The sequence below is a fragment of the Streptomyces sp. NBC_01320 genome (assembly GCF_035974375.1).
Lineage (GTDB): Bacteria > Actinomycetota > Actinomycetes > Streptomycetales > Streptomycetaceae > Streptomyces > Streptomyces yanii.
In genome coordinates, this window is record NZ_CP108390.1 from 3,707,039 (window position 1) to 3,724,179 (window position 17,141).

The 17,141-nt window shown below is 70.7% G+C and carries 15 protein-coding genes and 2 pseudogenes; 11 read left to right on the plus strand and 6 right to left on the minus strand.

What is annotated here, in order from left to right; genetic code table 11:
• Window positions 1–63: 63 nt before the first annotated feature.
• Both OG395_RS16965 and OG395_RS16970 read left to right on the plus strand, forming a co-directional pair.
• A complete protein-coding gene (locus OG395_RS16965; protein ID WP_327249363.1) occupies window positions 64–756 on the plus strand; it encodes an ABC transporter ATP-binding protein in 693 nt (230 codons plus the stop codon).
• Window positions 753–3,341 (plus strand): ABC transporter permease, encoded by a 2,589-nt coding sequence (locus tag OG395_RS16970; RefSeq protein WP_327243709.1) that lies wholly within the window; start codon window positions 753–755, stop codon window positions 3,339–3,341. The genes OG395_RS16965 and OG395_RS16970 overlap by 4 nt, the downstream gene beginning before the upstream one ends.
• A gap of 65 nt (window positions 3,342–3,406) precedes the next feature.
• Here OG395_RS16970 and OG395_RS16975 read toward each other — a convergent pair whose 3' ends face one another.
• The 5 genes from OG395_RS16975 to OG395_RS16995 form a co-directional block, all read right to left on the minus strand.
• Entirely contained in the window at window positions 3,407–4,315 is a 909-nt protein-coding gene (locus OG395_RS16975; protein ID WP_326792872.1) for a LysR family transcriptional regulator, read from the minus strand.
• 61 nt (window positions 4,316–4,376) lie between these two features.
• Window positions 4,377–5,570, minus strand: a complete 1,194-nt coding sequence (locus tag OG395_RS16980) for a glycine C-acetyltransferase (RefSeq protein ID WP_327243710.1) — start codon at window positions 5,568–5,570, stop codon at window positions 4,377–4,379.
• Between the two features lie 41 nt (window positions 5,571–5,611).
• Entirely contained in the window at window positions 5,612–6,640 is a 1,029-nt protein-coding gene (gene tdh, locus OG395_RS16985; protein WP_327243711.1) for an L-threonine 3-dehydrogenase, read from the minus strand.
• A gap of 538 nt (window positions 6,641–7,178) precedes the next feature.
• Entirely contained in the window at window positions 7,179–8,048 is an 870-nt protein-coding gene (locus OG395_RS16990) for an alpha/beta fold hydrolase (protein ID WP_327243712.1), read from the minus strand.
• Window positions 8,049–8,119: 71 nt separating this feature from the next.
• A complete protein-coding gene (locus tag OG395_RS16995) occupies window positions 8,120–8,584 on the minus strand; it encodes an ATP-binding protein (RefSeq protein ID WP_327243713.1) in 465 nt (154 codons plus the stop codon).
• Window positions 8,585–8,740: 156 nt separating this feature from the next.
• Here OG395_RS16995 and OG395_RS17000 point away from each other — a divergent pair, with 156 nt between their 5' ends.
• The 6 genes and pseudogenes from OG395_RS17000 to OG395_RS58380 form a co-directional block, all read left to right on the plus strand.
• Entirely contained in the window at window positions 8,741–9,595 is an 855-nt protein-coding gene (locus OG395_RS17000) for a helix-turn-helix domain-containing protein (RefSeq protein ID WP_327243714.1), read from the plus strand.
• Window positions 9,592–9,777 carry a DUF397 domain-containing protein gene (locus tag OG395_RS17005; RefSeq protein ID WP_327243715.1) on the plus strand — a complete coding sequence of 62 codons (186 nt, stop codon included), beginning with the start codon at window positions 9,592–9,594 and terminating at the stop codon, window positions 9,775–9,777. The genes OG395_RS17000 and OG395_RS17005 overlap by 4 nt, the downstream gene beginning before the upstream one ends.
• Before the next feature lie 263 nt (window positions 9,778–10,040).
• On the plus strand, window positions 10,041–12,458 hold the full coding sequence (locus tag OG395_RS17010; protein WP_327249364.1) for a GTPase-associated protein 1-related protein: 2,418 nt from the start codon (window positions 10,041–10,043) through the stop codon (window positions 12,456–12,458).
• A 270-nt stretch (window positions 12,459–12,728) separates the two neighbouring features.
• Window positions 12,729–13,526: a tetratricopeptide repeat protein gene (locus tag OG395_RS17015; protein WP_327243716.1), complete on the plus strand. Its 798-nt coding sequence runs from the start codon at window positions 12,729–12,731 to the stop codon at window positions 13,524–13,526.
• A gap of 4 nt (window positions 13,527–13,530) precedes the next feature.
• Window positions 13,531–13,620 (plus strand): annotated as a pseudogene (locus OG395_RS58375) (IS5/IS1182 family transposase); the annotation flags it as partial.
• Window positions 13,620–13,819 (plus strand): annotated as a pseudogene (locus OG395_RS58380) (IS5 family transposase); the annotation flags it as partial. The pseudogenes OG395_RS58375 and OG395_RS58380, both read left to right, overlap by 1 nt.
• 222 nt (window positions 13,820–14,041) lie before the next feature.
• Here OG395_RS58380 and OG395_RS17025 read toward each other — a convergent pair.
• Window positions 14,042–14,425 carry a VOC family protein gene (locus OG395_RS17025; protein WP_327243717.1) on the minus strand — a complete coding sequence of 128 codons (384 nt, stop codon included), beginning with the start codon at window positions 14,423–14,425 and terminating at the stop codon, window positions 14,042–14,044.
• A gap of 176 nt (window positions 14,426–14,601) precedes the next feature.
• Between OG395_RS17025 and OG395_RS17030 the strand changes: the two genes are divergently transcribed.
• From OG395_RS17030 to OG395_RS17040, 3 genes are all read left to right on the plus strand, one after another.
• Window positions 14,602–15,123 carry a transposase gene (locus OG395_RS17030; protein WP_442818571.1) on the plus strand — a complete coding sequence of 174 codons (522 nt, stop codon included), beginning with the start codon at window positions 14,602–14,604 and terminating at the stop codon, window positions 15,121–15,123.
• 281 nt (window positions 15,124–15,404) lie between these two features.
• The gene (locus OG395_RS17035; protein ID WP_327243718.1) at window positions 15,405–15,761 is read left to right on the plus strand and encodes a DoxX family protein; all 357 of its coding nucleotides are present in this window, start codon (window positions 15,405–15,407) and stop codon (window positions 15,759–15,761) included.
• Between the two features lie 385 nt (window positions 15,762–16,146).
• Window positions 16,147–16,914: an SDR family NAD(P)-dependent oxidoreductase gene (locus OG395_RS17040; protein ID WP_327243719.1), complete on the plus strand. Its 768-nt coding sequence runs from the start codon at window positions 16,147–16,149 to the stop codon at window positions 16,912–16,914.
• Window positions 16,915–17,141 lie beyond the last annotated feature (227 nt).

Consider the following 17,141-nt stretch of genomic DNA (forward strand, 5'->3'; position numbering starts at 1 on the left):
TATGCAGGTCAGGCAGTATGTAAGCGGCAGCGGAGGTAACCAACGGTGGACACGGTCACGGCAATGCGGGCGACCGCGCTGAGCCTGGAGTCGGTGAGCCGGCGCTACGGGCGGCGCGGCGGCGCTCGGGAGACGGTGGCGCTCGACGCGGTCAGCTGCGCGGTCCCGGCCGGAAGCTTCACCGCGGTGGTCGGCCCTTCCGGGTCCGGCAAGAGCACGTTCCTGCAGTGCGCGGCGGGGCTGGACCGTCCGACCTCGGGAACCGTACGGATCGGTGGCACCGACCTGGGGTCGCTGAGCGAGGCGGCACCGACCCGGCTCCGCCGGGACCGGGTGGGCTTCGTCTTCCAGTCGCACGCACTGAACCTGGTGCCGTCGCTGTCCATCGAGGAGAACGTCGTGCTGCCGCTGGTGCTCGCGGGAGCGGATCCGGCCGATGCCGGGGTGCTGGCCCGTGGGCAGGATCTGCTGGCCCGCGTGGGTCTTGCGGGCCGCGGGGCGGAGAGCCCGACCACGCTCTCGGGCGGCCAGCAGCAGCGGGTCGCGGTGGCCCGCGCGCTGGTGACGGAACCCGCGGTGATCTTCGCGGACGAGCCGACGGCGTCCCTGGACCCGGAGTCGGCGGCGCTGGTCCTCGGTCTGCTGCGGGACGCCGTCCGGATCGACGGCCGTACGGTCGTCATGGTCACCCATGATCCGGTGGCGGCGAGCTGGGCGGACACCGTACTGACGATGGACGGCGGGCGGCTGCGATGAGCACGAGGATCCGGAAGGCGGAGACCGTGCGGGCACGGTCCGGGGGGCGGCGCGCGTCGGCGTTCCTGGCCAGGCGCTCGCTGACGGCGCACCGGCGGGCGTGGGCCGCGGTGTTCGCGGCGACGGCGGCCACGGCGGCGCTGATCGGCGCGTTCGCGCTGGTGCTCGGCTCGCTGCTGCTGGCGCAGCCGCCGGTGGAGCGGTACGCGGGCGCGGACGCGGTGGTGGCGGGCGACCAGAAGGTGTCGTACACGGCGAAGCCGTGGGGCAGTGAGCCGAGGACGACGACGGCATATCTGTCGGAACGGGCCCGGCTGGACCGGGCCGTGGTGGCGAAGGCCGCGGCGGCCGACGGGGTCGCGACGGCGGTCGCGGACGACTCGGTGCCGCTGACGCTGGGCGGTGGCGCCGGTGCGGTCGGCCGTTCCTGGCCGTCGGCGGTGCTCACTCCGTACGAGCTGACCTCCGGCCGGGCGCCGCGGAGTGCGGACGAGGTGGTCGTCGACCGGGCGCTGGCGCCCGCCGGGGCCGAGGTCGGCTCGACCGTGAAACTCCAGGCGGAAGGCGCCGCGCGCCCGTACACCGTCAGCGGTGTCGCGGAGGCGGGCAACCGGGGCGAGGGCGCCCCGGCCGTCTTCTTCACCGAAGCGCGGCTGACCGCGTTGGCCGGGCACCCCGGCACGGTCGACGCGGTCGGGATCGTCGCGCGGGACGGCGTCTCCTCGGACGCGCTGCGGGACTCGTTGGGCGACGCGTTGCCCGACCGTACGGACAACGGGCGCGGCATCCGGGTCCTCACCGGCTCCGCACGCGGGGAGGCCGAGCACCTGGACGCGCTGGGCGGCCGCGGTGATCTGCTGGCGCTGCTCGGCTCGATCGCGGGCACGGTCCTCATGGTGGCGCTTCTCGTTCTTTCCACGACCGTCTCCCAGGCGGTCCACCAGCGTTCCGGTGAGCTGGCGCTGCTGCGGGCGGTCGGCGCGACGCCTCGGCAGCTGAGGTCGGCGGTCGGCCGGGAGGTGAGCCGGGTGGCCGGTGCGGCGGTGGTGCTGGGCGGGGCCGGGGCCGTGCCGCTGGGACTGCTGATGCGGTCGCTGGTGACGACGGATCCGCTGCCGCTGCCCGCGCCGCTGTGGCTGCCGCTCGCGGCAGCCGTGGCCGCCGCGGTGTTCGTCGCCGGGGCCGCACGTCCGGTCTCGCTGCTCGCCGCCCGGTCGATCACCGGGATGCGGCCCGCCGCCGCGCTGAGTGCGGCGCGCGCCCCCGAGCCGGGTGAGCCGGGCCGGCTGCGGACCGGTGCGGGAATGCTGCTGGTCGTGGGCGGAGTCGGTTCTGCGGTCGCGGCAATGGCGCAGGGCGGTCAGGCGGCCGCGGTGGCCGCGTCGGGTGCGGCGACGTCGCTGGTCATCGCGGTGGCGCTGCTCGGGCCGTGGATTGCGCGGGCGGCGACGCGGGTGCTGGGTGCGCCGTTGCGGCGTGCGGGCGGTGTCTCCGGGTTCCTGGCGGCGAAGTCGGCCGCCGCCCACAACCGGCGCCTCGGCGCGGCGATCACACCGATCGTGCTGGTGGTCGCGTTCGTCTGCGTCCAGCTGACGGCGGGGGCGACGCTGGAACGGGCCGCCGATCGGCAGGCGGAGGCCGCGCTGCGGGCGGACCTGGTGGTGACGGCTCCGGCGGGGCTGCCCGCGGACGCGGCGGCCGCGGTGCGCAGGGCGCCAGGGGTGGCGGCTGCGACGGGTGTGCTGCGGTCGTCGGTCCTGCTCGCGCACCGCGAGATGGGCGATCCGAAGCTGGACCGCTACCCGGTGCTGGGTGTGACGGCGGGCGAGCTGTCCGGCACGGTCGCTCCGGGCCTCGCATCGGGTGACCTGGCCGCCCTGACGGGGCGCTCCACCGTCGCGGTCGGCAGGGACCGGGCGGACGAGCTCGGCGTCGGCATCGGCGACCGGGTGCGGCTGCGGCTCGGTGACGGTACGGAGACGGGGCTGCGAGTGGTCGCGGTGTACGAACGGGCCATGGGGCTCGGCGAGTTCATGCTGCCGCGCGAGGCGCTGACCGGGCATGTGTTGGCGGCGCGCGATGCCCGCATCCTGGTCCGCTCGGAGGCCGGGTCGGCTGCGGCCTCGGTACGCCGCGCGGTGGCCCCGTACGCCGGTGCGCAGGTCCGGGCCGCGACGGCGGACGACGTACGGATCGCGCCGTCGTCCTCGGAGAAGGACGAGGCGCTGATCGTCATCGGGGTCGGGGTGATCGGCGGGTTCGCGCTGCTGGCGGTCGTGAGCACGCTGACCCTGATCACGGTGGGCCGCCGACGGGAGTTCCGCCTGCTGCGGCTGGTGGGGGCGGGGCGCAGCCAGGTGACGCGGATGCTGTTCCTGGAGACGGGGCTGGTGGCCGTGGCGGGCCTGACGATCGGCACGGCGGTGGCGGCTGTCCCCCTGACGGCGTTCGCGGTGTCGGCGGCGGGGACGGTGCCGTACCTGGAGCCGGTGCGGTACGGCGTGCTCGCGGGCGCGGTGCTGATGGCCGCGATGGCGGGCGTGATGATCCCGGGGGCGTCCGGTGGCCGCGTCAGGAGGCGGTGAGGGTGCGGTGGGCGGCCGGGGGCCGCTGTGAGCTCCTCTCAAGCGCCGGACGGGCTGAAGGATGTCTACAGCACCCGCCCCGCCGCCGCCCGCAACGCGTCGAGCACCGGACGGATCAGGGGATGCCCCTCCGCCCCCTGCCGTACCGCGGCGAACACCCGCCGGGTCGGTGCGCTGCCCTCCACCGGGCGTACCACCACCCCCGCGAGTTCCATCCCCCGCAGCGCCGACCTCGGCACCAGTGCCACCCCGGCCCCCGCTCCCGCGAGTGCCACCACCGCGCGGAAGTCGTCCGAGGAGTGCTCCAGTCTCGGCTGGAAGCCGGCGAATTCGCAGGAGAGCACGACCACGTCGTGGCACGGGTTGCCGGGGTACGGGCCGATCCACGGGTCCTTCTCGAGGTCCGCGATGGCCACCTGGTCCTGGCCGGCCAGCCGGTGCCCCACCGGCAGCACGGCGTCGAACGGCTCCGAGTACAGCGGCACCCGGGTCAGCCGCCGGTCGTCCTCGCCGGGCGCGCCACGGTATTCGACGGCGACGGCCACATCGACCTGCCGGTCGAGCACCATCGGCACGCTCGCGTCGCCCTCCGCGTCCTGCACCCGGACCCGGATGCCGGGCGCGGTCAGCGTCAGTTCGGCGATGGCGGGGGCGAGCACGAGCCCGATGCCGGTGGCGAACGCGGCGACCGTGACCGTACCGGCGTCTCCCGCCCCGTACGCGGCAAGCTCCGCCTCGGCCCGCTCCAGCTGGGCCAGCACCGCATTGGTGTGGGTCAGCAGGATCTCGCCGGCCGAGGTGAGCCGTACGCCGCGGGCGCTGCGGTCGACCAGCCGGTGGCCGGTCTCCTGTTCCAGGGCGGCGAGCTGCTGGGAGACGGCGGACGGCGTCAGATAGAGCGCGGCGGCTGCCGCAGTCACGGTGCGGTGGTCGGCCACCGCACGGAGAATACGCAGCCGCCGTGCATCGATCATGTGATCCATTGTCCCAGGCCCCGAGGGGTGTAAGGGACCTGGGACCGCCCCGCTCGTGGAGCTACTCGCCGAGCGCGGCCCGCGCGTCGACGAACGCGTCCACCGCACGGTTCACGTCGTCCGTGGAGTGCGCGGCCGACAGCTGCACGCGGATGCGCGCCGTGTTTTGGGGGACGACCGGGTACGAGAACCCGATCACGTACACACCGCGCTCCAGGAGCAGCTCCGCCATCCGGCCTGCCTTCGCCGCGTCCCCGATCATCACGGGGGCGATGGCGTGGTCGCCGGGCAGGATGTCGAAGCCTTCCTCGGTCATCCGGTTGCGGAAGAGCGCGGTGTTGGCGTTGAGTCGCTCGCGCAGGTCACCGGCGGACTCCAGCAGGTCGATGACCTTGAGCGAGGCCGCCGCGATGACCGGGGCGAGGGAGTTGGAGAAGAGGTACGGACGGGACCGCTGGCGCAGCAGTGCGACGATCTCGGCGCGGGCCGCGACGTAGCCGCCGGAGGCGCCGCCGAGCGCCTTGCCGAGCGTGCCGGTGATGATGTCGACGCGGTCCATGACGTCGTGCAGTTCGGGCGTGCCGCGGCCGCCGGGGCCCACGAAGCCGACGGCGTGCGAGTCGTCGACCATGACCATGGCGTCGTACCGGTCGGCCAGGTCGCAGATCTCGCGGAGCGGGGCGACGTACCCGTCCATGGAGAACACGCCGTCGGTGACGACGAGCCGCCGCCGCGCCCCGGACGCCTCCTTGAGCTGCTGCTCCAGGTCGTCCATGTCGCGGTTGGCGTAGCGGAACCGCTTGGCCTTGGAGAGGCGGATGCCGTCGATGATGGAGGCGTGGTTGAGGGCGTCGGAGATGACCGCGTCCTCCGGGCCGAGGACGGTCTCGAACACGCCGCCGTTGGCGTCGAAGCAGGAGGAGTAGAGGATCGTGTCCTCCTGGCCGAGGAACGACGAGAGCCGCTGCTCCAGCTCCTTGTGGACCTCCTGCGTGCCGCAGATGAAGCGGACCGAGGCCATCCCGTAGCCCCAGCGGTCCAGCGCCTCGTGGGCGGCGGTGATCACCTCGGGGTGGTCGGCGAGGCCCAGGTAGTTGTTGGCGCAGAAGTTGAGCACCTCACCGGGGCGGCCACCGGCGGTGACGGCGACGGTCGCGGACTGCGGGGTACCGATCACGCGCTCGGGCTTGTGGAGTCCTGCGGCCTTGATCTCATCGAGGGTCGTGCGCATGTCGTCGCGTACGGAGTCGAACATGAGGGGTGTCTCCTGGTGTGTACGGGCCGGTACGAGGTCGGTCAGACGGTCCAGTTGAGGATGACCTTGCCGCCGCGCCCGCTCGCCGCGTCATCGAAGGCCGCCTCGAAGTCGCGGTAGCCGTACCGTCCGGTGACGACGGGGGCGAGGTCGAGGCCGCCCTCCAGCAGGACGGACATGGCGTACCAGGTCTCGTACATCTCGCGGCCGTAGATGCCCTTGATCGTGATCATCGAGGTGACGACGCGGGACCAGTCGACGGCGAACTCCTCGGACGGCAGTCCGAGCATGGCGATCCGTCCGCCGTGCGTCATGTTCGCGATCATGTCGCGCATGGCCTCGGGGCGGCCGGACATCTCCAGGCCGATGTCGAAGCCCTCGCGCAGGCCGAGGTGGCGCTGGCCGTCGGCGATGGTCTCCTCGGCGACGTTGAGGGCGAGGCTGACGCCGACCTTCCGGGCGAGTTCGAGCCGGGCCTCGCTGACGTCGGTGATGACGACGTTGCGGGCGCCCGCGTGGTTGGCGACGGCGGCGGCCATGATGCCGATCGGGCCGGCGCCGGTGATCAGGACGTCCTCGCCGACCAGCGGGAAGGACAGCGCGGTGTGCACGGCGTTGCCGAACGGGTCGAAGATCGCGGCGATGTCGAGGTCGACGGGGACCCGGTGCACCCACACGTTGGAGGCGGGCAGCGCGACGTACTCGGCGAACGCCCCGTCCCGGCCGACGCCGAGCCCGAGGGTGGAGCGGCAGAGGTGGCGGCGTCCGGCCAGACAGTTGCGGCACTTTCCGCAGACCAGGTGGCCTTCGCCGCTGACCAGGGCGCCCACGGTGATGTCGACGACGTCGGCACCGATCGCGGCGACCTCGCCGACGAACTCGTGGCCGAGGACGAGCGGCGTCTTCACGGCCTGCTGAGCCCAGCCGTCGTAGTTGCGGATGTGCAGGTCGGTTCCGCAGATGCCGGTGCGGAGGACCTTGATCAGCACGTCCGAGGGGCCGATCTCCGGCTCGGGAACGTCCATCAGCCAGAGTCCGGGCTCGGCCTTCTGCTTCACGAGTGCCTTCACGGCTGCGGCTCCCTGTACATGGTGCGAGGTGAACGCCCCGGGCCGGGGGCAGCCTCGAAGGGAGCCTGCGGCCCGGGGAAGATGAGAGGGACGGCATGGGGGCAGCACGCACGGTGATCGGCTGCCGCGCACCATCCTCCGCCGTCACGGAGAAATCTGCCGTACCCCGCGCCCCAGGTCCATCGAGGTTTTCTTAAGCGCAGCCGCAGCTCCGCTTCATGCCCGCCCCTGCGGAAGGGGTCGGCCGCCCTTCGGTACGGGCGGCCGACCCCTTGGAACCGCGGGTGCGATCAGTCGCCGATCTCCTGCGGCGGGGGTCCCGGCCCGGCACCTCATCGGGTGCGAGGATCCGGCCGTCCCCCGGGTACGGCTTGGTCCATCCGGTGGACGCATACCAGGTGACCCGGTTCAGCTGCGCCGGGTTCACCTGGTCCTCACGCGGGTGCGAGCCGCCCCTGCTCTTCGCCTGAATCGTGCTCCACGCCTCCCACTGCCCGCGATCTCCCACAGATGCGCGGGCACCTGCGGCCGCTGCGCTTCAGAGCTTGCGCAGGAACGTCCGGATGGCGGAGGCAAGCTGCTGAGGCTGGTCCTCGGGGATGAGTGTGTAACTGTCGGCGATCTCGACGAGCTCGCCCTTGGGCAGCAGCTCGGCGAGCCTGCGTCCGTGCTCGGGCGGCATGACCTTGTCCTCGGCCGCCCAGACGACGAGCGCGGGCCGGTCGAAGTCACGCAACTTCTCGGCCCACCGCAGAAGTTCCGCCTTGGGCGGCACTCCGAGCACATACCTGCGCAGATCGCGCCGGATCTCCGCCGATGTCCACAGCGGCCGGAACCACGCGTCCATCACACCGTCCGGCACGGGTCGCTTGCTCATCCGTCCCCAGGTCATCGGCAGCCGCCGCATCGGCTTCAGCTTGAGCAGAGTGAACGCGAGATTCAGTCCGCCCGGCACCTTGGCGGAGGCGTACAGATTGGAGCCGGGCAGACCGGGCGGGAAGTTGTCGAACGCCTCGCAGGAGGTGATGACGAGCTTCCCGATCCGCTGATCCCGCCCGTCGGCGACGAGGGCCTGAGCCCCGCCCCAGTCGTTCATGACGAGGGTGACATCGGTGAGATCGAGCGCATCGAGGAACTCCGCGACCAGCCGGGCCACGCCGAGGACCGACAGGTCGGCATCCGGCTTCATGGGTCGGCGGTGGCCGCCGAGCGGCAGGGTCGGAACCACACACCGGTAGTCGGGGCGCAGATCGGCGACAACGTGCCGCCACAGCGAACCGTCCATGGCGACGCCATGCAGCAGGACGACGACGGGGCCGTCACCACCGGTGTCCTGGTACGCCACCGGCCCTGCGGAGAGCTGGACTTCTGAGGCCGGCGGCGGGGCTGCGTGAGAGTTTTCGGTCACGGGGCGTGCACTCTCCTCGGTTGCCTACGGGCAGGGGCGGCGCGCAGTCGACCCTACGCCGGTGGGACCGGTCAGTGCGGTAGGTCCAGCTCGGCACGGACCGTTTTCCCCAGCGGTACGCGGTCCAGCACCGCCCACCGGTCGGCCAGCGCCTCCACCAGGATCAGCCCGTGCCCGCTGCCGGAACCGGGCGGCGGCGCCACCAACTCCCCCGGCCCCGGCGGGCGCCGCTCGCCCCGGGCGTCGGTGACCTCGATCCGCAGGACGCCGAGCGTGCGCCGGTCGCCCGGAGCGTGGACGAGCCTCAACTCGAAGTCACGGCCCGGCACCCGGCCGTGCGTCACCGCGTTCGCCGCCAGCTCGGCGACGATCAGCGCGGTCGTCTCGGACGCGTCACCGCCGTACGGGATGCCCCACTCGTCCAGTTGGTGCAGAGCCAGCTGCCGGGCGAGCCGGGCACCTCGGGGCGTGGAACTGAATCGCTGCACGAACACACGCACGGTGAACGGCGCTTGCGGGGACGCGAGTGCTTCCATGCGCCCACCCTGACGGCCGGGAGGACGGTCCCACCAGGTCAGAAACTCGTACGCTGAGTCGGCGTACGAGTACAGAGTGTGGACAGTACGCGTAACAGCCCGTGACCATGGGCGCGTTGCAAACCGGTACGGGCGGGCACGGGAGGTGGCCGGAACATGGCGGACGGCGCGGGTGGCACGAGCGGCACGACGGGCGCGGACGGGGAGCCGGAGCCCTCGGACACTCTGAAGGCGTTCGGCGAGGTGGTCAAGGTCTTCCGTAAACGGGCACGGCTCACGCAGGAGGAGTTCGCCCCGAGGGTGCGGTACTCGGTGCCGACGGTCGCCTCGATCGAACAGGGGCGCCGGTTCCCACCGCCCGCGTTCGTCGAACGGGCGGAGGAGGTGCTGGAAGCGTTCGGGGTGATCAAGGCGGCGGCAAAACACTTGTCACGGCGGCGGGGGCTGGCGAAGTGGTTCCACCATTGGGCGCAGCTTGAGGCGGACGCAGCCACTCTGTACACGTACGAATGCCGGTTGATTCCCGGCCTGCTGCAGACCGAGGCATACGCAAGAGCGCTGTTCAGGGACCAGCTTCCGCCGTTGGGTGACGAACAGATCGAGGCTCGGATGACTGCCCGCGCCGAACGGCAGGCTCTGCTGACGGAACGCCCCAACACCGCGTACAGCTTCATCCTCGAAGAGCACCTGTTCCGACGACACACCGGCGGAGTCGAGGTCACCCGGGAACTCATCGACCACATCGAAGGACTGGCCCGGCGGCGCAATATCGAGTTGCAGATCATGCCGCAGGTGCAGGAGCACCACGCCGGTCTGCACGGCCCCATCCGACTGTTGGAGACCCCTGACCACAAGTGGTTCGCCTACTCCGAGGGGCAGGAGAGCGGTCACCTCCACTCCGACCCTGCCGTCGTCAGCACGCTCCAGATGCGATATGCCAGGATGCGTTCACAGGCTCTCTCCCTGAAGGAGTCCACGAGTCTGTTGGAGCGGACACGAGGAGCGGTATGAGTACCACAGACCTGGCCTGGTTCAAGAGCAGTTACAGCAGCGGATCCGGAGACGACTGCGTAGAGGTCGCCACCTGCCCCAACGCCGTCCACGTCCGGGATTCCAAGGTCGAAGAAGGCCCCCGGCTCACCCTCTCCCCCGCCGCCTGGACCGGCTTCGTCGCGTACGCCGTCCAGCGCTGATCACGTACCGGAGTTGAGGGCGCTCGTCGGGCCGACGCGAGGGAAGCCGCTGGACTGAACACCTCCGCGGAAGTTACTGAGATCACGTTTCGGCAGGGTGCCTGCGGCACCGCCGCACCTTGATAGCGTCGCTCCCACGATTGCGGACCGCTCCCGCCGGGGTCGTCGCCGTGCCCGTACAGCCGGTCTCTGACGACGGCCGACGAGGGCGGGGTGTGCTGGCGCACGGGGACGTACGCGGCAAGGACGAAGAGGGCCGGCCCATGAGCCTCGCGCAGTTGCACTACACCTCTGCCTCTGCGGGTGACGACGGAGTCGGCGCACGGTTCACCGCGGTCGGTGGCGGCATACCCACGCCGGTGCTGACCGAGGCGGAGCAATTGCTCGGTTACGAGCCTCCGGCCGGGGCTCCGTATCATCCGACGAACGTCGAACTCCGGTCCTTTCCCGAGACGTTCAGCTTCAGTGAGCTGTCCGACGGCAGCCATCTGCTGAGCCGCACCGTGGCGCTCGGAGGTTCCGGAGCCGGTCGCTTCCACGCGCATGCGGTGCACCTTCCGGCCGGCACGCGCCTGCCCGGCGACGCGCTCCCGATCACGGCGTGGCGATCGCCGGGCTGGGCTTCGACCACACCGGACAGCGGTACACCGGACCGCATATCCGCCCTGCCCGCGTCCGCCGCCTTCGGGCAGGAGGCACTCAACGACTTCGCGGTCTCCCGCAGCCCCTGGCTCGCGACGGTCTTCGCCGATCTGCGCCGCGTGAGCGAGAAACCGTCGTCGGCGCAGCTCGTCCTCGTGGAGCGGCAGAGCGCGGACGTGGCCCGGTGGATCGCGCTGGCCGGAGCCGTACTCCCGCCGGAGCACGCCCAGCGGCTGACGTTCACCACGTACACCCGCCGCCCGACGCACTCACCGCACCAGGTCATCGGCGTACTCCCGGACGACGCACACGAGCTGACCGACCCGGGCTATCGCGTGCACACGTGCGCCGGCCACGCTCCGGACGGTCCGGTGGACGACGCCTGGGCGGAGACCGTCGCCCGGGTCTGGCGCAGCCGCGCACCGGAACTGTTCCGGGCAGCTGCCGCGCTGCCGGGTGAACCCTTCGCCGCAGGACCACTCGCCTTCACCGCTCTGCACGCGGGCATCACGCTCGGTCCCAACGGACGGTCCGCAGCGGCTGATTGGGCCGCCCAGCGACCGTACGCGCTGGACGAACAGCAGATGCACCGGCTGACCACCGCGCTCACGGCACCGGCCGACGACCGCAGCGCCGCCGAGTCGGCGTCCGTGGCCCGGCTGCTGGCAGCGCTCGAAGGACGTGCCCCTGCCACCACCACGGCACCGATCGCCGCACTGCTGGTGACGGAGGCGGTACGGCGCAGCGACGCCGCGCTCGCGCTCCCGCCGCGCTCGGCGTTCGCCGACCCCGCCGCGGTGAAGCAACTGGCCGACGTGCTCGGCCCGGACCTGCTCGCCGAGCTGACCTCGGAAGCGACGGAATCCACGGGTGGAGCGACCATCGGACGCCACGTGCAGTTGCTCCGGATCGCCCGGCTGCTCGACATGGATCTCACGGACCAGCTCCCCTCCGTCGCACGGCACATGGCACGGACCTTGCTCGCAGCTCCGGCGCCGCCCGGCGCCCCCGCACTGCTCGACCTCCTGGACGAACAGTTCGACGTCCGCACGGCGCTCCTCGGCGAACTCGATCAACTCGCCCTGGGCGCGCCCTCCGCCGCCGAGCAGCTCCTCACTCGCGTTGCCCTCCCCTTCACCGGCGCACAGGCACTGCCGCATCTGCGGATGTGCGCCGAGGCGCCCCGCGCGAAGGAGCAGGGCTCCGACCGCATCATGTCGCTGCACACGGTGCTGCGCGCCGCCGGATTCTCGCCCTTTGCGGAGCCGCTGGTCCTGCGCACCGCCGTCGGGCTGATCTGGGGCGACGCCACCCCGACGGCGGGCGAGGCACGGCTCCTGCTCGGCGAGTCCGGCTCGGACTCGCACCGGACGGCCGGTACGTGGTCCCAGCTCGTCGACGCGGCACTCCACGCCCCCTGCGACGACGAGGAGGCGGCGGAACTCGCCCACGATCTGCTGCGCTGCTTCCCTCAGGAGATCGGCACACGGGTCCGCGGTGCACTGCAACTACTGGAGTTCGCCCGCGACGTCAGGTCCGGTGAGTCGGCGCCCGGCTGGCCCGACCGTGCAAGGGCTCTGCGCGCCCGCGCCGAACCGGTGGAGCCCACTGTGCTGGAGCACGCCTACGGCGCCCTTGCCCAGAGCCTGCTCGCGCAGGACCGGCCCGACGCGGAGCTGTACGCATTCGTTCACAGCGACGACGCGGACCTGATCGCGGCCTACGGCCGGGCAGCCCGCCACGGCGACATCCTGGCCCGGCTGCGCTCCGACCCGGCATACGTGGCCGACTGTTTCACTGTCTGGAGCGCCCACCCGCACGCGGGCCGGGCCTGGAACGAGACTCGGGCCGCGCTGCTGGAGGAGGTACTGCGTCCGGTGGTGCGAGGGCTCTCCGGCAGCGAGGTGACGGCGGTGGAGAAGGCTGCCGAGTATGCGGGGAGCAGCCGCACGGCGGAGGCGTTCCGGGCCTGGAACAGGCCGGGCACATTCGGCAGACGGCTGGGAAACCGGCTGACCGCGCGGGTGCGGCGGTCCTAGGGTGCATATCGGGTTGTGATCTTGGCTCGCGGGGCATGGCACGCACGCTCGCATGCCCCACGCCCCGCTCCCTGATCCAGATCACAACCCCAGCCAGGCCCTAACCGTCCATACCGTTCACTTTGGGGCTCGCCGTCCGTTTCGAGGCGGTGGGCCCCACCTTTGCCTTCGATGTCAGCCGAATCTGTCCTGGTCGGGCACCTTCACGTAACCTCACGGCCTGTGAAGATCGCACGGATGATACGGGGCCGCTCGCGGGAAGAGGCCGCCTTGGAGCGCCTCCATCAGCTATGGCGGGAAGGCAAGTACGAGGAGGTCGAGGCCGGGGCCAGAGCACTCGAGGCGGAATCGGGGCGTTTGCGCAGGCGAGGTCGAAAGCTCGCTGTGGCGTGGCGCGCCAAGGCCCTGGCCACGGCGGCCTCCTGTGCCCACGGGCGCGGGGCGCAGGTGCTGGCCGAGCTGGAATCTCTCACGGCAGAGCTGAATGAGATGGCTGGGCCCGGGCGGGCGCTGCTGCTGATGATCCGGAGCAACCACATGCTGGTCCTCAACAGCGAGGGGCGCTACGGAGAGGCGGAGGCTGAGGGGCTGGACATACTGCGCGACCTGACTCGCCTCAAGCATCTGGCACCGGTGTGGGACATCGAGTTGTGCGTGTTGGACAACCTGGTCGACGCCTTGTGCGGGCAAGCCCGCTACGAGGAGGCCGAGGCCATCGCCCGGGGGAATCTGCCCCGAGCCGAAGGGAGCACGGTCGCTGCTCTGCACTGCGGCCTGGTGCACAGCCTGAATGGTCAGGGGCGGTACGACGAAGCGCTCACCGAGGCGCTCCGGTTCGCCCCATGTTGGGATCGGAGCCAGAGCGGGAGCCTCCGTATAGGCACGGCCGTCGCCCTGCATGGTCTGGGGCGCCGAAGCGAGGCAGAAGCGGCAGTCCGTGAGGCGCTGACCGATTGCGAGCGGTTTCTGCATCCGGACCACCCCCGTTTTCGGGAAGCCCGCATGCTGCTGGCCCGCATCACAGCCGGCGGCCCACCGGCGCCGACAGCCGAAGAGGCGCGCAGCTGATCTGGACCAGGCCGCCAAGCGCAAGAACAAGGGCGCCGCAGGAGGCCGGCCCGTCAGCCACGACGCTGACCTCTACAAGGAGCGGAACACTGTCAGCTCCAGGCCCAGGCCGACGCGAAGGACTTGATCACCTGGGACATCAACGTCGACTCCACCGTCTGCCGGGCCCACCAGCACGCCGCCGGGGCACGCAAAAGGGGGACCTGCAGAAAGAACCGCCCGGCGGCATCGCCACCGAACCGGACGACCACGGCCTCGGACGCTCACGAGGCAGACTGACCACCAAGCTGCACCTCGCAGTCGAGCAGGGACAGAAACCCATGCCCATCGTGATCACGGCCGGGCAGCGTGGCGACTCCCCGCAGTTCGAGCCCGTCCTGAAGGCGATCCGTGTGCCCCGCATCGGGCCGGGAAGGCCCGGTCCGCTACGAGGCGACCGTTCGCATCGCGGCCATCAACGAGTGGCCGTGACCAGCTGTCATACGAAACCGGCCAGGATGGATGGCGTGTGAGCGTCAGGAATTCATCGCGGCTCGGTCGGACTCGCTGCGAAGAACGCAGAACTCGTTGCCTTCGGGGTCGGCAAGGACTGCCCAGCCAGAGCCATCGGGATTCCGGTGATCGGTGACAAAGGTGGCGCCGAGGCCCAGCAGCCGTTCCACCTCCTGCTCACGCGAGGTCTCAGGGCGCAAACACAGATGGATCCGGTTTTTGATCTTCTTGGACTCGGGCACCTGGTTGAAGTGCAGCACTGGGCCCTCCGCCAGCAGCACCTGAGTCTCGTGGTCACCCGGTTTGCCCTCCGGATGCAGTGGACGGCCAGTCACCCTGCTCCAGAACCGGGCCAGCTCGTAGGCATTCTCACAGTCAATCGCCACGTTCTGCACTACCGAAACCATGCGCGCGAGCCTTCCTGATTTCCACTCCGGACGCCACCGAGTTGCGCTCATCCTTCGCACACACAGCTCAGGCACATGGCGGCACCTTCGATACACGCCCTGGGGTGCGTATCCAGTTGGGATCAATCTGTGGATTCGCCCTCGTGCCGGGGTCGTGATCCTGTAGATCATCTTGTATGACGCGAGTGCAACTGTCGGATGCGGGGTGGGAGTTCTTCGAGCCCTGCCTGCCGATCGGCGAGTACGGCCCGTACCCCGAGCGGCTGCGGCAGCAGTTCGAGGGCGTGATCCGGCGATTCAAGACGGGCGGGCAGTGGCGGGAGATGCCACAGGAGTCCGACGCCTGGTCGACCGTGCACAACCCCTTCCGGCAGTGGCGGGACGCAGGAGCGTTCGAGGCTCTGCTGGAGGGCCTGGTCACAAAGGCTGCGAAGCGGGGCGGGGTACACCTGTCCGTGGTCAGCGTCGACTCCACCACCGCGCGCGCTCACCCACGACGCCGCCGGCATGCACCTGGGCGAGGATGTCCTCACCGCCTTGGAGAAGGCCGCCGCCGAGGAGGATCGCCTGATCAACAAGCTCAAGGCCCGGCGAGGCATCGCCACCGATACGACAAGGCCCCAGACAGCTACCTCGACGGCCTGCACCTGCGCGCCTCGTTGATCTGGATCAAAGACCTCATCCTGGCCGCCCCTTGATCACAACACCATCCGCGCTCCAGGAGTAGCGCGTACGGCCGGTTGCCCGTTTTGGGGTCGTGCCGGGGCGACCCGGGACAATCATCGGCGCACAGGAAGCATCCCAGCCCCCGACAGCACCATCGCGCGGTGATACTCAACGGTTATCAGGCGTTCGAGACCACTGGCACGCCCGGCCGCCAACCGAAGTCACACATCGAGTCGCTGGCTCGCCATCCAGGAGAACGGCATCCCACAACGGAGCGCCCAGCGACATCATTCCCCACAGAAACGGAGAAATCGTGTTCACCGCCTACGTCACGGTCACCATCCTCGGCGCGGTCTTCAACGGTGCCGCCGCCGTCACCTACCTGATCGGCCACGAATACCCCAAGACCCAGGCGGACATGAAGGGCGTGCCCCGGAAGTGGGTACCGGTGCTGGGCATGCTGCTGGCAGCGGGCACCGTGGGGCTGCTGGCCGGGCTCGCCGTGCCGCTCCTGGGAACCCTCGCCGCCTCCGGCCTCGTGCTGTACTTCATCGGCGCAATCATCGCCCACCTGCGGGTGGGCTCCCGCAACATCATAGGCGGGATCGTGTTCCTCGCCACCGCGGCGGCCGCCTTGGCTCTGGGCCTGGTCTACCACGGCCCCTGGTAAGCCGCGGGGCCCAGAAGTTCCGCGCCCGTCACCACGGCGGCCGTCACCGTCCTCCCTGCCCCGCTGAGCCTCCAGATCACGCCCTCGAACTGTTGTCGGAGCCGAGCGGGGTAGGGCCGCACTCGCCGATCGGCACGTACGGCTCGACGAACTCCCGGTCCGCGTCTATCAGTTGCACTCTCGTCACGCAAAATGATGCACCGGATCATTCCCCGCCGCGAAGGAAAATCCCGCAGATTGATCACAACCCGGTGCGCGCCCAGGGGACTGTTGGCCACCCGACTGCGGTGGTGGAGCACCCGCCGTCCGGCCTGGCACAGCCGATCGTGAAGGACCCGGGCCAATTCGGTTGGCAGCAGCGCGCCCATGTCGTGAACTTGAGCCCATGACAAACACAACTCAGGTGCGAGGTACAGCCATTGTCACCGGCGCAGCACGCGGCATCGGTGCCGCGGTGGCCCGGCAGCTGGCCCGCGACGGCCTGGCGGTCGGTGTGATCGACCTGGACGAGGCGGACTGCGCGGGCACCGTTCAGGCCATCAAGGACGACGGCGGGGCCGCGACGGCGGTCGCCGCCGACGTCGCGGACGAAGTGGCGGTGACCGCCGCCGTCGCCCGGGTCGCCACAGAGCTGGGCCCCCCGACGGTGCTGGTCAACAACGCCGGCGTCGGTCCCCGTGCCGACCTCGTGGAGATGACCACGGAGCAGTGGGACGCTGTCCTGGGGGTCAATCTGCGCGGCCCGTTCCTCGTCACCCGGGCCGTCGCCCCCCATATGATCGCGGCCGGCTGGGGGCGGATCGTCACCATGTCGAGCATCTCCGCGGTCGGCGACGCCGCCCGTGTCGACTACGGCAGCGCGAAGGCAGGTCTGCTCGGCTTCACCAAGTCACTCGCCCTGCAGCTCGGCCGGCACGGGATCACCGCCAACGCGATCGCCCCGGGCTTCGTGGTGAGCGACATGACCAGGACCTCGGCCCGTCGGCTGGGCCTCGGCTTCGAGGAGTTCCAGCGCAACGCGGCGCAGTCCATTCCGGTCGGCAGAGTGGGTCAGCCGGAGGACATCGCCCATACGGCGTCCTACCTCGTGAGCCCCGGCGCAGGGTTCGTCTCCGGCCAGGTCATCTATGTGGCGGGCGGGCCGGTGGACTGAGCTTGTTCTTTAACCTCCGGTGTTCTGTGACGTCGAACCTGGACCGTGCCATCGAAGTTGAGACCGGCTGAGAGCCTGTCGGGTGACCTTCGATCGGATAGCGGACGCGGTCTGGTGCGTGCGATTCCAAGGCGGCGGAATGTCCTCGGATGGGGTCTCCCCTGCTCGAACGAAGCTGAGAGCTTGGGGAAGGAGCTACGAGGATATTTCGGCAACGCGGGAAGCGT